Raw genomic sequence first — 17308 nt, forward strand, 5'->3', positions numbered from 1 at the left:
CTGTCGGCGAAGATATAATACCAATGCCGTCCATCGGTGTGGTATGCCTAACCGTATCCTGGTGCCAGTGGACGGGTCGCCCCGATCCGACGACGCGCTCGAGTACGCAACCGATTCATTTCCCGACGCCGAGATCACGGCGTTTCACGTGATTTCGGCGGGACAGGGGGACATCGGCGCGTTATCCGGAATGACGGGGAACGTTCCCGGCGACGAGGCCGCACTGGAACGCTCCGAAGAGATCCTCGAGCGGGCTCGCGAGCGCGGCGAGGAACGCGATGTCGTGGTCGAGACCGAGCGCGGCCGAGGCCGCCCCGATCGGTTGATCGTCAAACGGGCCGAGGACGGCGACTACGATCTGGTCGTTATCGGCAGTCACGGTCGCGACGGCGTGGCCCGGATCCTCCTCGGAAGCGTCGCGGAGAACGTCACGCGCCGATCGCCGGTACCGGTTCTGGTCGTCCGGTAGAGAGCACTCTCTTTCTCGGATAGAGAGCGCTGAAACCGAAATCGAACGGGCCGTTTTTCTCCCAATCAGACTCGGTCTGCGTCCTCGGGAATCCGGTGAGCCGGAAGCAGGCCAGTTCTCTCGAGGCCGTAGTAGCCGAGGATGTGGACGGCCGCGGCCGCGATCATTCCGTTAAGCGCCGCCATGCCGGGAATCGGTGCCGCGACCGCGACGCCGGGAACCACCGATCCGGCGGTCAGTACCGCGACGAGACAGCCCACGAGGTAGGCGATCACGCTCGTCCACCGAACGCTCGCGAACTGAACGTCGTCCATCCGCGGAATCGGTCCGCGCCAGCAAAGCAGGAAGTCGGCGATGATGATGGCACCCAGCGGCGGGATGTACTGTCCCAGCAGTTCGAGCCACGGCAGGAGGAGACCGTCGGCCCCGGCCAGCGCGAGTCCGATTCCGATCAGACAGCCCGCGATGACGAACGGCCGCTTGCGGTCGAAGTCGAAGGCCTCCGCCCCGGCGACGCTGAACGCGTAGGCCGCGTTGTCGTTGGTCGTCCAGATGTTCAAGATCAGCGCGATCAGCCCGACGGTCGCGAGTCCCTGTGCGACGAGCACCTCGTATAGGTCTCCCTGTGGCGTGACGTCGTAGACGGCACCGCCGACCGCCCCGCTGAGAAAGAGGAAGCTGTTACCCACGAGGAAGGCGATCAATCCGGCCCAGAACGCGACTCGAGAGTTAATCGCAAAGCGCGCCCAGTTCGGGGCTTGCGTGCCGGCGCTGATGAACGTGCCGACGACGATGGTAACCGCGAGGCCGAACGACATCTCCCCGCCGCCTGTCTGGGCCATCAGGCCGTCGACACCGCCCGCATCACCGATTGCGAGGTATATCGAGAGCACGCCGACGAGGATCAGAAACGGAACGGCGATGTAGGAGAGTTTCTCCATCCCGTCGTACCCGAAGTACGCGGTCATCATGTGGAGGAGCCCCCAGATGAGAATCAGGGCACTGAGCATCGCGGCGCTCTCCAACCCCAGGTACGTCGCCGTCGGAATTGCGACCATCGGGATGGTAACCCCGAACCAGCCGACTTGCGTCCCGCCCAACAGGAGGTCGGCCCACTTCGCGCCGACGCGGCCGAACGAATATCTGGCCAGCAAGACTGTCGTCAGTCCCGCTTTCGCGGAGATTCCACAGAGAAGTGCGACGTAGCCCCCGAGGATAATGTGGCCCACGACCATCGCGGACAGCATTTCCTGAAATCCCATCGCCGCGCTGACCTCCGCGCCCGCCCACATCGTTCCCGCGAAAAAGACGAGTCCGAGCAGAACCGCCGAGAGGCTAACGAGCCCCTTCCGTTCGTCCTTCGGGACGTGATCGAGCGGGTAGTCGGGATCGGGAAGGTTTTCGTCGCCGAATACGATGCGCCGCCAGTCGAATCCGCCACCGCGTGTTGCCATTGGGCATGACAGGTCACCCCACCACAATCAATCTTTCCGACAAACGACCAACGATTTGGTATCGAATTTTCGTTCCAGCACGATTACCGATACGATCTACCTGATCGGCGTACCCCAGAAACTATTATCGCCCCGGGAGACGTTCGGACCGTATGACTACGTGGCTCATCTCAGACGCAACGACGCTCGAGGGATCTTCGGTTGACATCGCGATCGAGGACGGCACCCTCTCCCGGCTCGAGGAGGCCGGTTCGATCGATCCGTCGATCGCTCCCGAGGATCGGCGATACGACGCGAACGGGCGTCTCGTGACGCCGACGTTGACCGAACCGCACATCCACCTCGACGCGACGCTCACAGCGGGGGAGCCGAGCTGGAACGAGTCGGGAACGCTCGCCGAGGGGATCGGTATCTGGGCCGACCGGAAGGAATCGCTCGAGGCGGCAGACGTGAAAGAGCGGGCCGAACGGGCCATCGAGTGGATGGCATCCAACGGCGTTACCCGCGTTCGGACGCACGCAGACACCACCGAGGAGTCGCTGACCGGCGTTCGCGCCCTGCTCGAGCTCCGCGAGGAAGTGGCGGATCTTGTCGATCTCCAGGTCGTCGCGTTTCCACAGGATGGCATCTTCACGGACGAATCCCACGAGGACCTGCTTCGGGAGTCCCTCGAGATGGGTGCCGACCTCGTCGGTGCGATTCCACACAACGAACACACCCGGGAGGACGGCGTCGAGTCGGTCGAACTCGCGATGGACCTCGCAGAGCGATACGGTCGTCCGGTCGACATGCACATCGACGAGACGGATGATCCCGGCTCGCGGTTCACCGAGGTGCTCGCGAGCGAGTCGATCAAGCGCGGCATCGGCGATCGGGTGACGGCCAGTCACACGACCGCGATGCACTCGTACTCCAACGCGTACGCGGCGAAGGTGATCTCGCTCCTCGCCGAGAGCGGGGCCAGTGTGATCACCAATCCGCCGGACAACGCGGTGTTGCAGGGACGGTACGACGACTACCCGCGACGGCGCGGTCACACCCGGATCGACGAACTGCGCGAGGCCGACGTGACCGTCGGGATCGGGCACGACTCCGTGATGGATCCGTGGTATCACTACGGGCGCGGCGATCAGTTAGACGCCGCGTTCGTTCTCCTTCACTACGCCCATATGAACGGCCGGAGCGATGTCGAACCGCTCTGGGAGATGCTCACGACGGCGAACGCGGACGTCTTCGGAGACGAGGAGTACGGCCTTTCGGTCGGATCGGCAGGCTCTCTCGTCGTCTATGACGCGCCGGATGCGTTCAACGTGCTTCGAACGCGAGCCCCGCGAACGCTGGTGCTCAAGGACGGTCGCGAAATCGCACGAACCAAACCCTCGAGCACGCACGTGGTCCGCGAGGGCGACGACGGCGACGAACTCGAGCGGTCCGTCGATTTTCATCGCTAAAGACGAACCCCCTCAGTTAGTAGCGCCCGAAATCACCGCTTCTGGCTCCTGTTCCCCGCACCCATTCCGTCACCGCCGAACTGCCGACTCGAGCCTGTTCTCGGCGACGACCGTCCCGTCGTGGACGACCCAGCGCGGTGGCCGTCCCAGCCTGAGGGCCTCGTGACGGCTCTCGATGGCGCTCGAGAAGACGTTGAACGTCGCCGGCTCGCCGGGTTCGATTCCGTGCTCGCACTCGAGGATCGACGCGGCTTCTCTCGTCACGAACTCCCACGCGAGTCGTCGCTCGTTCGGCGTCGTCAGCTGAGCCGCGTGTGCGGTGAGAAGCGCCGTCTCGAGCATGCTCGCCCGGCCGTAGGGATAGAACCCGTCGAGCAAACAGTCCTGACCGGCGGCGACGGTGACGCCGGCATCGACCAACTCATCGACTCGAGTGATTCCGCGACGCTTCGGATGCCCATCGTGGCGACCTTGAAGAAGGAGGTTTGTCGGCGGGTTGGTGATCACAGATAGCCCGGCCTCGGCGACCAGTTTGATCACCCGCGCGGCATGGGGATCGTCGTACGCCGCCAGCGCGCAGGTGTGGCCCGCCGTCACCGGTCGATCGAACCCCCGGTTGATCACCTCGGCCGCGAGGTACTCGAGCGAACGGGCCGACGGGTCGTCGCTCTCGTCGATGTGCATGTCGACGCCGACGTCGTAGCGCTCGGCCAGGTCGAGGCAGCTGTCCACGTGCTCGCGCCGATCGGCCGCCGTCCGTTCGGTATCCGGCATGCCGCCGATCAGATCAGCACCGCTCTCGAGTGCCCGCTCGAGCAACGTCGCGGTGCCGTCGTCCTTCAGAATTCCTTCCTGGGGAAACGCGACGATTTCCACGTCGGCGATTTCGGCACAGGCCTCGCGGGCGGCGACGACCCCCTCGAGCGGTGTTAGTCCGCCGATCGTGTCCACGTCGACGTGCGTACGGATTCGCGTACAGCCGCGTCGGACGTGGGCTTCTATCGCCCGAACGGCACGATCACGGACGTCCTCGAGCGCGTAGTTGGCTTTTCGATCGTGGATGCTCTCGATCGCCTCGGCGAGCGTTCCCGACTCGTTCGGCGGAAGATCGGGCTCGATGTACGCCTTGTCGAGGTGGACGTGCGGGTCGACGAAGCCCCTCGCTACGAGCGCACCGTCGGCGTCGAGAACGGTCGTGTCGTCGGTTTCCGTGAACGGTGCTGTTTCGTCGGTATCGCCGTAGATGCCGGCGATCCGTCCGTTCGAGACGCTGATCGTCGTTGGTTCTTGACGGCCGGGCAGTGCCGCGTTCCGGACATGCAGATCCGGTGTTTTCCGCTCGAGAGTCATACCCTACCGTTCGCGTCCGCAATAAAAAGCGTTGAGTCGGAGTTCTGCGTTGGGCCGGTCAGTTATTCGAACGCGACACAGCGACAGACGCTCGATTCGCCGCCGCGGAACCGCCACGGGAAGGTACCGATCTGGACGCGCTCGTTCAGCAGTTCCTCGGGAACCTGCGCGTTTTCGACGTGGATGATCCCCTCGGGGAACAGCTCGTTGTGCATGAGCTGGTAGCCTTCAGGCGGGAAAATCTCGTCGAGGTCGTCGACGCCGAGTTTGTCCGCAGCTTCTTCCGCAAGTTTCGGTCGGATGTCTCGGATAACCGTGTTCATCGGGTGATCGGCGCTCCCACAGTCCAGTAGGAGGTAGTTGATCTCCATCTCCTTACACCAGTCGGCGAACTCCTGGTTCGGACCGGGGTGTTTACAGAAGAACCGGTGCGGATCAGCGTCCTCTTTGTGCCAGGCGTAGTCCTGATAGCCGGTGTGAACGAACAGGATGTCGCCTTTCTGAACGTCACAGACGTCCTCGATCATTTCGCTGGTGTAGACGTCGTAGTCGCCGACCTTGTCGGAGATGTCCGCGACGACGGCGTCGCCGACGAGTTCATCCAGTCCCACCTGTTCGATATCTCGACCGCTGGCGACGAAGTGTTTCTCGCCGTCCAGGTGAGTCCCGGTGTGGTTCATGAACTCAATCTTCTGTCCGTTCACTTTCTCGGTGTCGAGGCTCTTCTCGTACCACACCTTGGGGTTGTCGTACGTCGGCCACGCCGGCGTGTCCTGTGACCACGGCTGTGTCAGGTCGTGCATCTCGTAGTCGTCGAGCATGACCAGAACGTACCCGTCCCCGCCACTTAAACTTACGTGAACGGGATAACTGTCCCTTCGATCGAAATTTCACCCGCCCGTAGCTGTCGCGCACTCGAATCCTCTCCGCTCGAGACTATTTCTGGACAAATGTGGGCATGCCAACACCCAACAACACTTATTAGTACCGTTGGGATAATGATACGGTATCCGTGTGACCGACAGATGACTATACGAACCACCGCCCAGTACGGATTCGAATCCACCTACCAGCCGCCCGTCGGCCGGCGACTACGCGGTCGCTATGACTCGAGCAATCGCCCCCGACTCGGGTGCGATAGTCGGAGACGGGACCGTGGTCGATTCGAGGGGCTATGAAACCAGCACCGTTTACACACCACCGCCCGGAGACGATCGAAGAGGCACTCGAACTCCTCTGCGACCTCGAGGACGCGGAACTGATGGCGGGCAATCAGTCGCTGGGCATCGTGATGGCGAACCGCCTCGCGACCCCGGATCATCTCGTTGATCTCAACGGTGTCGACGACCTCGCGTACATCGAGGAGCGAGACGACGAGGTCCGGATCGGAGCGATGACGACCCACCGAACCCTCGAGCGATCGGACAGGCTCGCCGACGCGCTTCCGATGCTTCCCGACGCCGCCGGACAGATTGCGGGCCCCTCCGTTCGAAATCAGGGGACGGTCGGCGGCAGTCTCGGCGAAGCGGACCCGGCGGGGAACTACCCGGCCGCGTTGCTCGCGCTCGAGGGCTCTCTCACCCTTCGATCGCTCGAGGGAACTCGCTCGGTTCCCGTGAGTGAGTTCTTCATCGCGTACATGTTTACCGATCTTCGAGAGGAGGAACTCATCGAGAGCGTTTCGGTGCCGACGGATCCGTTCCCGCCCGAACGAAGCGGCATGGCGTTCGTCGAACTTAAGCGGGCCGCTCAGACCTTCCCGACGGTGAGCGCGGCGACAGCCGTTCGAGTCGACGATCCGACGGCCGACGACCCGGTTATCGAATCGGCACGAATCGCCCTCGCGAACGCGGCGGACGTGCCGTTGCGAGTCGAAGACGCTGAGTCGGTTCTCGAGGGCGAACCGCTGTCCGAAGCCGACCTCGATGAAGTTACCGAACTCGTCACGGGCGCTGTCACCCCCGAGGGCGAGATGCACGCAGACCGGGAGTACAAGGAGGAAGTGGCCGGCGAGTACGCCAAACGGTCGTTCGAGAGCGCGTACGACGATGCTCTAGAGTGATCGTCCGTCGCCGAGAGCGACCACCCCGTACAGACAGCAACGGACCACCCCGTACAGACAGCAATCGACCACGATATCACCCACACCAATCATACATGTTAGAATTCACTGGCGAAAACGAGATGGAACAGTCGAGAGAAGAACTGTGGCCGTACTTTACTGACCCCGACGTGCTCGCGGAGTGCGCCCCGGGCTGTAAGGAGATGATCCTCGAGTCCCCACACGAGATCACGGCGGTCCTCGCGGTCGGCGTCGGCAGCGTCAAGCCCGAGTTCGAGGTCGACGCGGTCGTGACCAACATCGAGTACCCGGGGGTGCTCGAGCTGACGGCGGTCGGTCAGGCCCCGCGAAACGAGTTCGAGATGACGGCGACGATGGAGCTGATCGAACAGGACGACGGCGGAACGATCGTCGATTGGGAGGCAAAGGCCGACGTTTCCGGAACGATCGTCAGTCTGGGAAGCCGAGCGTTGAAGAGCGTGACCAACCGGCTGGTCAAAAAGTACTTCTCGGACATGCAGGCGGTCATCGAGGAGGGCAAGGGAGCCGAATCGAAACTCGAGGAAGCGCCGGACGAGGCGGACGCGGACCTTGACGTGGAACTCGAATCGACGTAATCGCTCGCAGTCCGTTTTGATACACTCGCGCGGTTTCGATTTTCTTGTCGACTTCCCGAAACCAATAGCCAATGGACGTCTCTCTCTCGGCGAATGCTATCGCTCGCTCGTTCGAAAATCAACCCGCCGACGGAGATCATCGACGAAACCCGGTCGCACGCGACGCATCAGCGCAAATCAGTGGCGAACGAGCGGTTACTCGAGATCTCGGACGTTCTTCCGGATGTGATCGGGTGCGACGGGGATCTGATCCGCGGGCTCGTCGATGCCGAGCGGCTCGAGCGCCGCGTTGATCGAGGTAGCGATGCTCGCGGGGGCGTCGATCATGCCGCCTTCGCCGACGCCTTTCGCACCGGTTTCGGTGTAAGGCGAGGGCGTCTCGGTGTGTTCCATCTGGATCTCCGGGACGTTTTCGATCGACGGAAGCAGGTAATCGAACAGCGTGATCGCCTGTGGTTGTCCGTCGTCCTCGTAGCCGAACTCCTCTAAGAGCGACGCGCCGATTCCCTGAGCGATGCCGCCGTGGGCCTGGCCTTCGACGATCATCGGGTTCAACATCGTTCCGCAGTCACGCACCGTGTGGAACGTGAGGATGTCGACCTCGCCGGTTTCGATGTCGACCTCGACGATGGGCGCGTTCGCCCCGAAGGCGGCCGTCGGGTAGACCGGGAACTTTCGCGAGAACGCCTCGTCGAACTCTTCGAACTCCGTCGCGGGGTGGTCGTAGTTGTAGCTGACCTGTGTGAGCCGTCTATCGGCGTCGTCGATCGCCGCGAGATCAGCTAACGAGAGCGAGTCGCTGGTGTCGATTCGCTCGAGCGCGCCGTCCCGGTAGCTGACGTCTTCTTCGGAGACGCCCCAGTGGTCGGCTGCGACCGCTTTCGCGTTCGTGACGAACTTTTCTGCGAGGCCGACGGTCGCTCCCGAGAGCATCACGGCCATCCGCGACGCTGCGCTTCCGTACTCCGTAGGGGCGTCGATGCTGTCGAGGTAATCGACCTCGATATCGCTCGGGAGGATCTCGAGTTCGTCGGCGAGCAGTTGGGAAACCAGTGTCTGGTGGCCCTGTCCCGACGAGTCCGTCGCGAGAGAGGCCGTAACCGTGCCGTCGTCCTCGAGAGTCGCCCGGAGGTGTTCCGGTAGTTCCTCGACGTCGTCGCGGTCTCGGTCCTCGAGCGCGTCGCGGTCGCTTCGCTGGCGATCGGTCCAGTCCGAGCCGCTGACGCCAGGCTCGATGATGACGCTCGGCTGGACGCCCCGGTACTTGCCCTCTTCGCGTTTTGCCTCGACGACCTCGGGATCGAGGAGTCCGCCGTTTCGTTCGTCGTCGATGATCTCCTGTATGCGATCGAGGGTCGCGGGGTAGTCTCCCGAATCGTAGATGTTCTTCGAGGGAAGGGTGTAGGGCATCTGCTCGGGCTGGATCATGTTCCGGCGGCGGAACTCCGTCGGATCCATCCCGATTTCGCGGGCGGCCTTGTCGACGACCATCTCGAGCGCGTAGATGTGCGGATCGACGCCGAATCCGCGGTAGGCCGTCTGAGAGGTTTTGTTGGTCAGGACGAGATCGTATTCGTAGGTGACGTCGTCGATATCATAGGAGTTGGTGAGCACCGAGAGCGGCTTGAGAACCTGGTTGACGGGATAGCGCGGGTACGCGCCGAAGTCGTCGACGAACCAGACCTCGAGGCCGCGGATGGTTCCGTCGTCGTCGACGGCCATGCGCATTTCGTACTCCCGATCCGAGCAGTGCATGTCCCCGCCCTGTAGGTTCTCGATCCGGTCCTCTTCGAATTTGACGGGTTGCCCGAGTTGCTGGCTCGCCATCGCGGCCAGACAGCAGTAGCGGTGAATGCCGATCTTGGTTCCATAGCTCCCGCCGACGTCCGCCGGGACGTTGACCCGAACGTCGTCTTCCCCGTAGCCAAGCGTCTCGTAGATCATGTTGTCGACGAGGGTGTGCAACTGGATGTTGCAGTCGATATCGAACGAATCGCCGTTCTCGTCGTAGCGTGCGACGACGCCCGCAGTCTCGAGCGGGACGCCGGATATCCGTCCCCACGAATAGTCGCCCTCGACGACGGTGTCGGCGTCGTCGAACGCACCCGACGGATCGCCGAACTCGATTCGTTCGTGGTCGACGACGTTCGTTCCCGCGTGCTCGTGGACGACGACATCGTCTTCTCGAGCGGCCATTCCGTCCGCGACCGCATCCATGGAGTTGTACTCGACCGTGACGAGATCCGCGATATCTTCAGCCGCGTATCGGTTCGAGGCGACGATTGCCACGACGGGTTCGCCGACGAAGCGAGCTTTCTCGTCGGCGAGCGACCACTCGAACAGGTCGGCCTCGCCGTCTTCGGTCTCGACGCTTTCGATACCGGTCGGCATCGGGTTGTACTCCGCTTTGATGTCCTCGGCTGTCAGGACGAGTTCGCAGTCGGGGTGGGCTTTGGCCTCGCTCGTCTCAATCGACTGGATCTCCGCGTGGGCGTGCATACTCCGAACGAGCGCCATGTGCAGACAGTTATCCGGCGTGATGTCGTGGATGAACTCCGCTTTCCCCGTCAGAATTCGGTGATCTTCGACTCGAGGGAGTCCCTGGCCCGTGAACGATTCAGATTCGGCATCGGCGTCGTCGCCGACTTCGGTTGGTTGCGATCGGGACATGGATTACTCCTCCATCTTCTCCGCGGCGTGTTCGACCGCTTCGTAGATGTTCTGGTAGCCGGTACACCGACAGATGTTGTCGGCCAGTCCGGTTTCGATCTCTTCTCGAGTCGGATCTGGATTCTCCTCGAGCAGTTCCTTCGTCGCCATCACGAACCCGCTCGTACAGAATCCACACTGGAGCGCGTGCGTTTCGTGAAACGCCTCCTGAATGGGGTGGAGCGAGCCGTCGTCGTCCAGTCCTTCGACGGTTTCGATCTCCGCCCCGTCGGCCTGGACGGCGTAGGAGAGACAACTTTTGACCGTTCGGCCGTCCTGCTGGACCGTACACGCGCCACAAACCCCGTGTTCGCAACCGACGCGGACGCCGTTGAGATCGCACTCGTATCGCAGAAAGTCGGAGAGTTTGAGCCGCGGTTCGACGGCCGCGGTTACCGGTTCACCGTTGACGGTCACCGTGATCTCTTCGGTCACGGGGCCGTCCGTTCCATCTGTGCTATCGGTGCTCATGGAGATAGGTAAACTATCCCGTGACCGAGACATAAGCGTTGCGTTGCCGGCGGACGATCTCCTCGATTCGTTTGGCCGGGTGTGGATCGTGCTGGGGCGGTCAAGAACGTAATCGTCGATTGATCAAGCAGTCGGGGACAACCGTCGACTAATCAAGCAGCCGAGAACAACCGCCGACTGATCGGGTACACTCAAGTAGGATGAGCTACGTGTAGACGTATGGTCGACGCAACCGGAGACCTTCGAGTGACTAATGCGCGAGTTGTCACTCCGAACGGCACGATCAGCGGCGGAGTTGTAGCGAACGACGGTATCATCGTCGGTGTCGGCGATGAGTCGAACCTTCCCGAAGCGGACCGAGAGATCGACGCTGAAGGCAATTACCTGATTCCTGGATTTATCGATCCCCACGTTCACTGGGGGCTCTCTCGATACGAGTTCGACTACCACGAGGGACTCGAGCACGACTTCGAAACCGAGACGCGCGGCGCGATTCACGGCGGCGTGACGACGGTCGTGAACTTCCTCCTGCAGAAAGAGCCCTACGTCCCGGATATGGACTTCTTCAAGCGCGCCGGCAAGGAGAACTCCTATATCGATTTCGGCTATCACGCGATCATCCATCAGGACCATCACGTCGCCGAAATCGAGGAACTCGCCGACGCCGGCGTCCGTTCGTACAAGGTCTTCTTTAACTGGTACAAACACGCTTCGCCCGAACTCGGTATCGATCACTCCGACGCGGGTCGAACGTATCGCGTGCTCGATCGCGTTTCGGACATCCCAGGCGGCGTCGTGATGTTCCACGCCGAAAACGAGGACCTCGCGATCGAACGTCGCAAAGAACTCCAGGAAGAGGGCCGCAACGACCTCGAGGCGTGGTCCGAAGCCTCGCCGAACGTCGCCGAGGCGATGCAGATTGAACAGATCGGCCGGCTCACTGAGTACACGGACTCGCGCGCCTACATCGTTCACATGAGCACCGGCGAAGGCGTCGACGTCTGCGAGCGCTTCCAGGACAAAGGAGTCAACCTCCACGCGGAAACGCTTCCGGCGTTCCTCAGCCACACCTACGAGCAGGACGACCTCGGTATCTGGGGGAAGATTTCCCCGCCGCTTCGGGGCGAGGAGAGCAAGAAACGCCTCTGGGAGGGAATCCGAACTGGCGTCGTCGACTACGTCGGAACCGACCACTGCCCGCACAAAATCGAGTTCAAGGAGAAGGACACGGGCAAACACGGCGATATCTGGGACGCGATCCCCGGCGACAACAACGGGATCGAGTACTTCCTCCCGGTCATGATGAGCGAGGGCGTCAACAAGAACCGCCTCAGTATGGAACGACTCGTCGAGGTCTGTTCGACCAACAACGCCAAACGCTGGGGGCTCTACCCCCGCAAAGGAGCCATCGCAGAGGGCTCGGACGCCGATATGGTCATCGTCGACTTAGAGAAGAGCACGGTCGTCGACGACGACTTCTATCACACGATGGAGCCTCGCTACTCGACGTACCACGGCGAGGAACTCACCGGCCTGCCGACCCACACGATCGTCGACGGCGAGGTCGTCGTCGAAGACGGCGAGTTACTCGCCGAACCGGGCGGCCGCGAGTACCTCCCGCGCGGACCGGAAGGGGTCGCGCTCGAGTAACCATGACCGAACTCGTCGGCGTCGTGCTCGCGGCGGGTCTCGGGACTCGATTCGAGGACGGTAACAAGCTGCTCGCGACGGTCGAGGACGAGCCGATCGTCCGCCGGGCCGTTCGATCGCTCGCCGATGCATCGCTCGATCGTACGGTCGCCATCGTCGGAAACGACGCCTCGGTCGTTCGCGACGCGGTTGAGCCGCACGTCGACGAGACGCTCAAAAACGACAAGTACGAACTCGGACAGAGTCGTTCGGTTCGACTGGGTGCGCGATATGCACGGGAAGCCGGTGCCGACGCCGCGGTGTTTCTTCCTGGAGACATGCCCTGTGTCGATCCGGAAACCGTTCGGCGGCTCAGTACCGCGTATCGAGACGGTGGGGCGGACATACTGGTCCCGACTCACGACGGCCAGCGCGGCAACCCGGTCCTGTTCGATGCGGTCCACTTCGACGATCTAACGTCGCTTTCGGGAGACGTCGGCGGTCGATCGTTGTTCGCCGAGGGGACTGTCCGTCGCGTTTCAGTCGACGATCCGGGAATCAATCTCGACGTCGATACGGAAGCCGACCTCAGAAGCGCCCGTCAGTCCGACTGCGGCGTCGGCCGTTCGTGAATCGGGCCGTCTCGATCGCGGAGCCGCCCACCGCTTTTATCGTTGCTCACCGCGATGACCTCCGAGACGATACTCAACGCGATTTCGACCGGCTCGCCGCCGCCGAGCTCGAGACCGACTGGCGTCGCTATCCGCTCTCGGTCGTCCGTCGATAGCGTCACTCCTTCCTCCCCGAGATCGTCTCTGAGGCGTTGGAACCGTTCTCGAGGACCCATAAGTCCGATAAACGGGACCGGTGTTTCGAGGAGCGTCTCGAGGGCGAGTCGGTCGTCGACGAAATTGTGAGACATGACGACGGGGTAGGTCCGCTCGTCGACGAGTTCGTCCAGGTCCGACGGATGCGTCGAAACGACGCGATCGGCCCGCGGAAACGCCGATTCTTCGGCCTGTCCGCCTCTGGCCGTCGCGACCGTCACATGTAGCCCGACGTCTCGAGCGAGACGCGTCACGGGTCGAACGTCGGGCTGACCGCCGAACACTAACAGCCGCGTCGGCGGAGTGATTCCGTCGACGAAGAGTTCGACGGAGCCCTCGGCCGTTTCGACTGTTCGGGTACACCACTTACCGTCTTTCGCCCGCTCACGTGCAACGTTCCTGACCCGTTCGAGAACGGCGGGCGGCAGCGGTGAACTGTCCACTGCGTTCGTCGGTGAGCTATCGGCTGTAAGAACAGCTTTCGACCCGGTTGGAACTGCGTCGGTTCCATCGATTGCCGTCACGAGCGTTCGAGACTCCCCGCGGTGGAACGCATCGACTGGTTCCGTCCACGCCCCGTCCGCCGGCTCGACGAGAACGTCTACGATACCTTCACAGCCGAGACCGAGCCCCCATCCGTCCTCATCATCGGTGAGGTCGAAGGTGACGACCCGCGTCGCGTTTTCCGCGATGACGTCCTGTGCAACCTCCTGAAGGGGCCCCTCGAGACAGCCCGCAGTAATCCCGCCGTACGTCGACCCGTCTCCCCCGAGTATCATCTTCGCGCCGGGTCGTCGGTACGCGGATCCGTCCACCCGTATCACCGTCGCGACTGCGTGCTCGACGGGGTCGCCGAGCGTCTCCTCGAGCAGCTCGAACAGGTCGAGGGTGGTCACGCCCCAGGGGTCTGTATCGCTCATACGCGTACGATAGGGGGCAAGCTGTATATTTGTTATCCTATGCCACTCTCCGTTCGGTATCGTGGAACGACGTGAATATCGCCGCGGTAGACGCTCGTTCAACACGATCTGTGGATTCTCCACCATTTTTGTTTTTGTACACTTCTACGAGTGATTTTGCTCAGCTCTGGAAACGCTCTCTGTCAACGGTTACCATCCGGTAGGATTCGCTGGAGGGTCCGTTCTACGATGCTGAACATTTAATAACATCCGCTTCGTACCGTTGGATATGACAGAGGCCGAAACAAACGGCATTCAGGCGATCGAGCGAACGTTCACCATCGTGGAAGCGCTCAACGAACTCGACGGTGCGGGTGTCTCCGAACTTGCGAGGCACGTCGACCTCCCGAAAAGTACCGTCCACAACCACTTGAATACGCTCGAGTCCGCGGAGTATATCGTCCGCCGAGATGGAGAGTATCGAACTGGGCTGAAATTCCTCCAGACCGGTGAGATTGCCCGAAATCAGCACAAACTGTATCAGGTAGCGCGATCCGAGGTCGATAAACTCGCCGATAAGACTGGGGATATCTCCGGTTTGATGACCGAAGAGCACGGGCGCGGCGTCTTCATCTATCGAGGGCGCGGGCCGGAAGCAGCCCGGATCGACACCCACATCGGGGATCGAATCCCTCTACACTGCACCGCGCTCGGTAAAGTCATTATGGCGTTCCTTCCGGACGACCGTGTCGACGCAATCGTCGAGCGACACGGCCTCGAACAGCTCACTCACAACACGATCACCGACCGCGACCGGTTGTTCGAAGCGCTCGAGGAGGCCCGAGAACGAAAGATTGCGTTCGATGACGAGGAGCGACTCAACGGGTTGCGAAGCGTCGCGGCACCGATTCTCGACGGGACGAATACGATTATCGGTGCCATTAGCGTCGCCGGACCGACGCATCGAATGCAAGGCGAACGGTTCCGGACTGAACTGCCGGATCAGGCACTCGGGGTCGCGAACATCATCGAACTCAACATCCAGCATTCGTAGCCGTTCTATATCGTTGAACGGCTCCGGAAACTTCTCGGCCTTTATGCTCTGTCTCGCACTCTGCGTTCGGAATCGGTCACGAGATTTACGAACATACCCGTGTAATATGATCTCGCTCTGCTAGTAGTTAGAAGTCTTTACTCGAAATATCACCAGTTGATAACCGTCGCTATGTGATACTGTTTTGTGGGGATACCGACAAAATCCGGATACCGATTTTCTATGTCTCTCCATCTAATCTATCGAACTACCACCGGAAATGCAAGGATATTCGGTCTGATCCTTCTGATTCGGTCATTTTTCGCGAAACAGCATTGGTGCCGCCAGTATCGATACCGAGCATGTTACTATTATATACTGTATTAAGATAACAAACTATAGAATAATATGTATCATAATAACGCTTTTCTTTCAAGGTTTGTATAATAATAGTCCCTTAGCAGTACCTTCTCGGGATCTCTACAGTGGATACCCTAACTATTTATTCGGTTTTCGCTTTACTATCGACCTCTCACAGGAGATTTATTGTACTCTTTGGCTGGATGAATTGGGAAATAACTTCTGAATTATACCGCGTATTTGTCGTCGAGTGGACGGCTGGACCGGTCCGATAGCTTCCTCCGACAGCGAGGACATCCGTGGCCAGTAGCTGTGATTTCTGATCGCACCGCAAAACAATAGTGGTCCGCTCGGTTGATCGCCAGCGGTGCCGTCGTTCCCCTTGACCTCAGTTACGACTTCGAACGCACCCGCTCATCATCTGGCGCGTCTGGGCAGTATAGTACGTCGTCGCTCCCTCGGCGGTGATTGCTCCAGTGGGTTCACTCATTGGTCGGCTGACGAACCCTCAGTCCAACGGATTCGATTCGATCGTATGTTTCGGTCCCACGGGCGTTTACCTCGACAGCTACACAAAGTAACTCCCTCGGATCCACGACGACTCCACTTTCCTGGAGTAGGTCACCACTCCGGCCCCGCTCTGGAATCGTATAGTGAAACTTCACAGCGCCGTTCGGTTGTACAACCGAACTTTCGTCAGTCGGTGTCCCATCGTACAGCCTCAGGTGCAGTTCGACGGGTTCTCCGCGCGTCTCGGTTTCGACTCCACCGAGGTTTGCGATGATAAACGCGACGTTCCCTGGATCGACGGTTCCTTGACGGGTCAACCGGCCAACTCGAGTCGTCGAATCCAAGTTCACCGATTCGAACGCGATGTGCTGTAGAAACCCACTGTCGTCTTCCTGAATAATACTTGATCGACTAACCCCGATTTCGTCCCTTCCCAACGCCTGGAAACGATGATCTGTGTTGTCGAGGTCGGCGATCGTTTGGACACGGACGTCGCCGCTTGTCGAACCGTCGATTTCGCTCGTCTGGACCCAGTTTCCTCGACTCCCGTCTTGGTCGCCCCCGAACGCACCGCTCGCGATGAACTTGCTGCTACCGAATCCGAGGGCACCGAGGCCGATCAACAGATTTCTGCGTTGCATTAGTGGAAATCCTTCAGTGGAACGAGTAACTGGTACTAACGCTCGAGCGACGATTCCCGCTATTCGTCTGTCGATGCGTGAACGGTGATCGAATACCCGTTGCCATCGTCCGGCTCAGTGTATCCACCGTCGGCTGTCGTATCGATCTCGAGACTTACTAGCATATAATCGCCTTCCTCCTCATCGAGGTCGTCCTCTTCGATGTCCTCTCTGACTCCACCGGGTTCGATGTTTTCGCTGTTTTCATCGCCGCCGGTGATATCGTCGTCACCAGCCTTGAACGCCACGCCCTCGACGTCTTCTCCGGTTTCGAACCAGATGTCCACATCTTCGGTGCCGTTGTTGGCGACGAGAAAGAGGTCGTTGAAGGTGGTCACCGCATTGTCGTTGATACCTGCATCGTCGTCAGTGCCGATGTTGATTTCGAGCAGTTCGTTGTCTTCTCCGTCGAACTGGACGTAGTCCTCGTCGAGCGGGATCAACTGGAGGAGTGCACTTGCGTCGCCATCGAGTTCGACTGCAAAATCACGATCGGCTTGCACGGTATCGAACGCACCCGTTCCCCCGATTAGTCCTATTCCGCCCGCGAGCCCCCCGAGTCCGATTAGCGTATTTCGTCGAGTTATTTTCATGCGTTAGCTACTCCATACGATGATAGTCACTTTATACTGTAGGACCGTTTTCCAGACAGGAGGCCCCTGAACCGGAGGAACGCATGCCCTGTATCCCGTTCTGGCGGTGCCTGAGTCGCTTCTGAGACGCTGTACCGGCCGTCCTTCTCAAAGACGTATGATCTGATAAAAACCCTGTATTATTGCCATCCTCG

At 60.7% G+C, this 17308-nt stretch carries 15 protein-coding genes; 7 read left to right on the top strand and 8 right to left on the bottom strand.

All coding sequences use genetic code 11. From position 1 onward, the window contains the following. Window positions 1–43: 43 nt before the first annotated feature. On the top strand, window positions 44–469 hold the full coding sequence (locus tag ACYQ14_RS21035; protein WP_459891165.1) for a universal stress protein: 426 nt from the start codon (window positions 44–46) through the stop codon (window positions 467–469). A 65-nt stretch (window positions 470–534) separates the two neighbouring features. Here ACYQ14_RS21035 and codB read toward each other — a convergent pair whose 3' ends face one another. Continuing rightward, entirely contained in the window at window positions 535–1923 is a 1389-nt protein-coding gene (codB, locus tag ACYQ14_RS21040) for a cytosine permease (RefSeq protein WP_459891167.1), read from the bottom strand. Between the two features lie 152 nt (window positions 1924–2075). Between codB and ACYQ14_RS21045 the strand changes: the two genes are divergently transcribed. Next, window positions 2076–3374 carry a cytosine deaminase gene (locus tag ACYQ14_RS21045; protein WP_459891169.1) on the top strand — a complete coding sequence of 433 codons (1299 nt, stop codon included), beginning with the start codon at window positions 2076–2078 and terminating at the stop codon, window positions 3372–3374. A 69-nt stretch (window positions 3375–3443) separates the two neighbouring features. Here the strand turns inward: ACYQ14_RS21045 and ACYQ14_RS21050 are convergent, their stop codons facing one another. Next, entirely contained in the window at window positions 3444–4724 is a 1281-nt protein-coding gene (locus ACYQ14_RS21050) for an amidohydrolase family protein (protein ID WP_459891171.1), read from the bottom strand. Window positions 4725–4786: 62 nt separating this feature from the next. Then, complete coding sequence (locus tag ACYQ14_RS21055) at window positions 4787–5545, bottom strand: cyclase family protein (protein ID WP_283837811.1); 759 nt, start codon at window positions 5543–5545, stop codon at window positions 4787–4789. A 353-nt stretch (window positions 5546–5898) separates the two neighbouring features. Here ACYQ14_RS21055 and ACYQ14_RS21060 point away from each other — a divergent pair, with 353 nt between their 5' ends. Next, the gene (locus tag ACYQ14_RS21060; RefSeq protein ID WP_459891173.1) at window positions 5899–6786 is read left to right on the top strand and encodes an FAD binding domain-containing protein; all 888 of its coding nucleotides are present in this window, start codon (window positions 5899–5901) and stop codon (window positions 6784–6786) included. 122 nt (window positions 6787–6908) lie between these two features. Then, complete coding sequence (locus ACYQ14_RS21065; RefSeq protein ID WP_283837813.1) at window positions 6909–7403, top strand: SRPBCC family protein; 495 nt, start codon at window positions 6909–6911, stop codon at window positions 7401–7403. A gap of 195 nt (window positions 7404–7598) precedes the next feature. Here the strand turns inward: ACYQ14_RS21065 and ACYQ14_RS21070 are convergent, their stop codons facing one another. Further along, the gene (locus tag ACYQ14_RS21070; RefSeq protein WP_459891175.1) at window positions 7599–10073 is read right to left on the bottom strand and encodes a xanthine dehydrogenase family protein molybdopterin-binding subunit; all 2475 of its coding nucleotides are present in this window, start codon (window positions 10071–10073) and stop codon (window positions 7599–7601) included. Between the two features lie 3 nt (window positions 10074–10076). Next, entirely contained in the window at window positions 10077–10583 is a 507-nt protein-coding gene (locus tag ACYQ14_RS21075; protein ID WP_283837817.1) for a (2Fe-2S)-binding protein, read from the bottom strand. A 219-nt stretch (window positions 10584–10802) separates the two neighbouring features. Here ACYQ14_RS21075 and ACYQ14_RS21080 point away from each other — a divergent pair, with 219 nt between their 5' ends. Together ACYQ14_RS21080 and ACYQ14_RS21085 are read left to right on the top strand one after the other, a co-directional pair. Next, complete coding sequence (locus ACYQ14_RS21080; RefSeq protein WP_459891178.1) at window positions 10803–12233, top strand: dihydroorotase; 1431 nt, start codon at window positions 10803–10805, stop codon at window positions 12231–12233. Between the two features lie 2 nt (window positions 12234–12235). Continuing rightward, complete coding sequence (locus ACYQ14_RS21085) at window positions 12236–12844, top strand: nucleotidyltransferase family protein (protein ID WP_459891180.1); 609 nt, start codon at window positions 12236–12238, stop codon at window positions 12842–12844. Here ACYQ14_RS21085 and ACYQ14_RS21090 read toward each other — a convergent pair. After that, window positions 12814–13959 carry an XdhC family protein gene (locus tag ACYQ14_RS21090; RefSeq protein ID WP_459891182.1) on the bottom strand — a complete coding sequence of 382 codons (1146 nt, stop codon included), beginning with the start codon at window positions 13957–13959 and terminating at the stop codon, window positions 12814–12816. The two genes, ACYQ14_RS21085 and ACYQ14_RS21090, sit on opposite strands and share 31 nt — an antisense overlap. A 268-nt stretch (window positions 13960–14227) precedes the next feature. On the opposite strand from ACYQ14_RS21090, the gene ACYQ14_RS21095 reads away from it, so the two are divergent. After that, a complete protein-coding gene (locus ACYQ14_RS21095) occupies window positions 14228–14992 on the top strand; it encodes an IclR family transcriptional regulator (RefSeq protein ID WP_459891184.1) in 765 nt (254 codons plus the stop codon). Between the two features lie 821 nt (window positions 14993–15813). Here ACYQ14_RS21095 and ACYQ14_RS21100 read toward each other — a convergent pair. Beyond that, complete coding sequence (locus tag ACYQ14_RS21100; RefSeq protein ID WP_459891186.1) at window positions 15814–16482, bottom strand: hypothetical protein; 669 nt, start codon at window positions 16480–16482, stop codon at window positions 15814–15816. Between the two features lie 59 nt (window positions 16483–16541). Next, window positions 16542–17114 (bottom strand): hypothetical protein, encoded by a 573-nt coding sequence (locus tag ACYQ14_RS21105; RefSeq protein ID WP_459891188.1) that lies wholly within the window; start codon window positions 17112–17114, stop codon window positions 16542–16544. Window positions 17115–17308: the final 194 nt, after the last annotated feature.

This window comes from Halostagnicola bangensis, from assembly GCF_054653435.1.

What these genes read in the sequence shown, in the direction of transcription:
- ACYQ14_RS21035 (WP_459891165.1), top strand. Translation starts at nt 44, where the DNA reads ATGCCTAACCGTATCCTGGTGCCAGTGGACGGGTCGCCCCGATCCGAC.
- codB (WP_459891167.1), bottom strand. Translation starts at nt 1,923, where the DNA reads ATGGCAACACGCGGTGGCGGATTCGACTGGCGGCGCATCGTATTCGGC.
- ACYQ14_RS21045 (WP_459891169.1), top strand. Translation starts at nt 2,076, where the DNA reads ATGACTACGTGGCTCATCTCAGACGCAACGACGCTCGAGGGATCTTCG.
- ACYQ14_RS21050 (WP_459891171.1), bottom strand. Translation starts at nt 4,724, where the DNA reads ATGACTCTCGAGCGGAAAACACCGGATCTGCATGTCCGGAACGCGGCA.
- ACYQ14_RS21055 (WP_283837811.1), bottom strand. Translation starts at nt 5,545, where the DNA reads ATGCTCGACGACTACGAGATGCACGACCTGACACAGCCGTGGTCACAG.
- ACYQ14_RS21060 (WP_459891173.1), top strand. Translation starts at nt 5,899, where the DNA reads ATGAAACCAGCACCGTTTACACACCACCGCCCGGAGACGATCGAAGAG.
- ACYQ14_RS21065 (WP_283837813.1), top strand. Translation starts at nt 6,909, where the DNA reads ATGGAACAGTCGAGAGAAGAACTGTGGCCGTACTTTACTGACCCCGAC.
- ACYQ14_RS21070 (WP_459891175.1), bottom strand. Translation starts at nt 10,073, where the DNA reads ATGTCCCGATCGCAACCAACCGAAGTCGGCGACGACGCCGATGCCGAA.
- ACYQ14_RS21075 (WP_283837817.1), bottom strand. Translation starts at nt 10,583, where the DNA reads ATGAGCACCGATAGCACAGATGGAACGGACGGCCCCGTGACCGAAGAG.
- ACYQ14_RS21080 (WP_459891178.1), top strand. Translation starts at nt 10,803, where the DNA reads ATGGTCGACGCAACCGGAGACCTTCGAGTGACTAATGCGCGAGTTGTC.
- ACYQ14_RS21085 (WP_459891180.1), top strand. Translation starts at nt 12,236, where the DNA reads ATGACCGAACTCGTCGGCGTCGTGCTCGCGGCGGGTCTCGGGACTCGA.
- ACYQ14_RS21090 (WP_459891182.1), bottom strand. Translation starts at nt 13,959, where the DNA reads ATGAGCGATACAGACCCCTGGGGCGTGACCACCCTCGACCTGTTCGAG.
- ACYQ14_RS21095 (WP_459891184.1), top strand. Translation starts at nt 14,228, where the DNA reads ATGACAGAGGCCGAAACAAACGGCATTCAGGCGATCGAGCGAACGTTC.
- ACYQ14_RS21100 (WP_459891186.1), bottom strand. Translation starts at nt 16,482, where the DNA reads ATGCAACGCAGAAATCTGTTGATCGGCCTCGGTGCCCTCGGATTCGGT.
- ACYQ14_RS21105 (WP_459891188.1), bottom strand. Translation starts at nt 17,114, where the DNA reads ATGAAAATAACTCGACGAAATACGCTAATCGGACTCGGGGGGCTCGCG.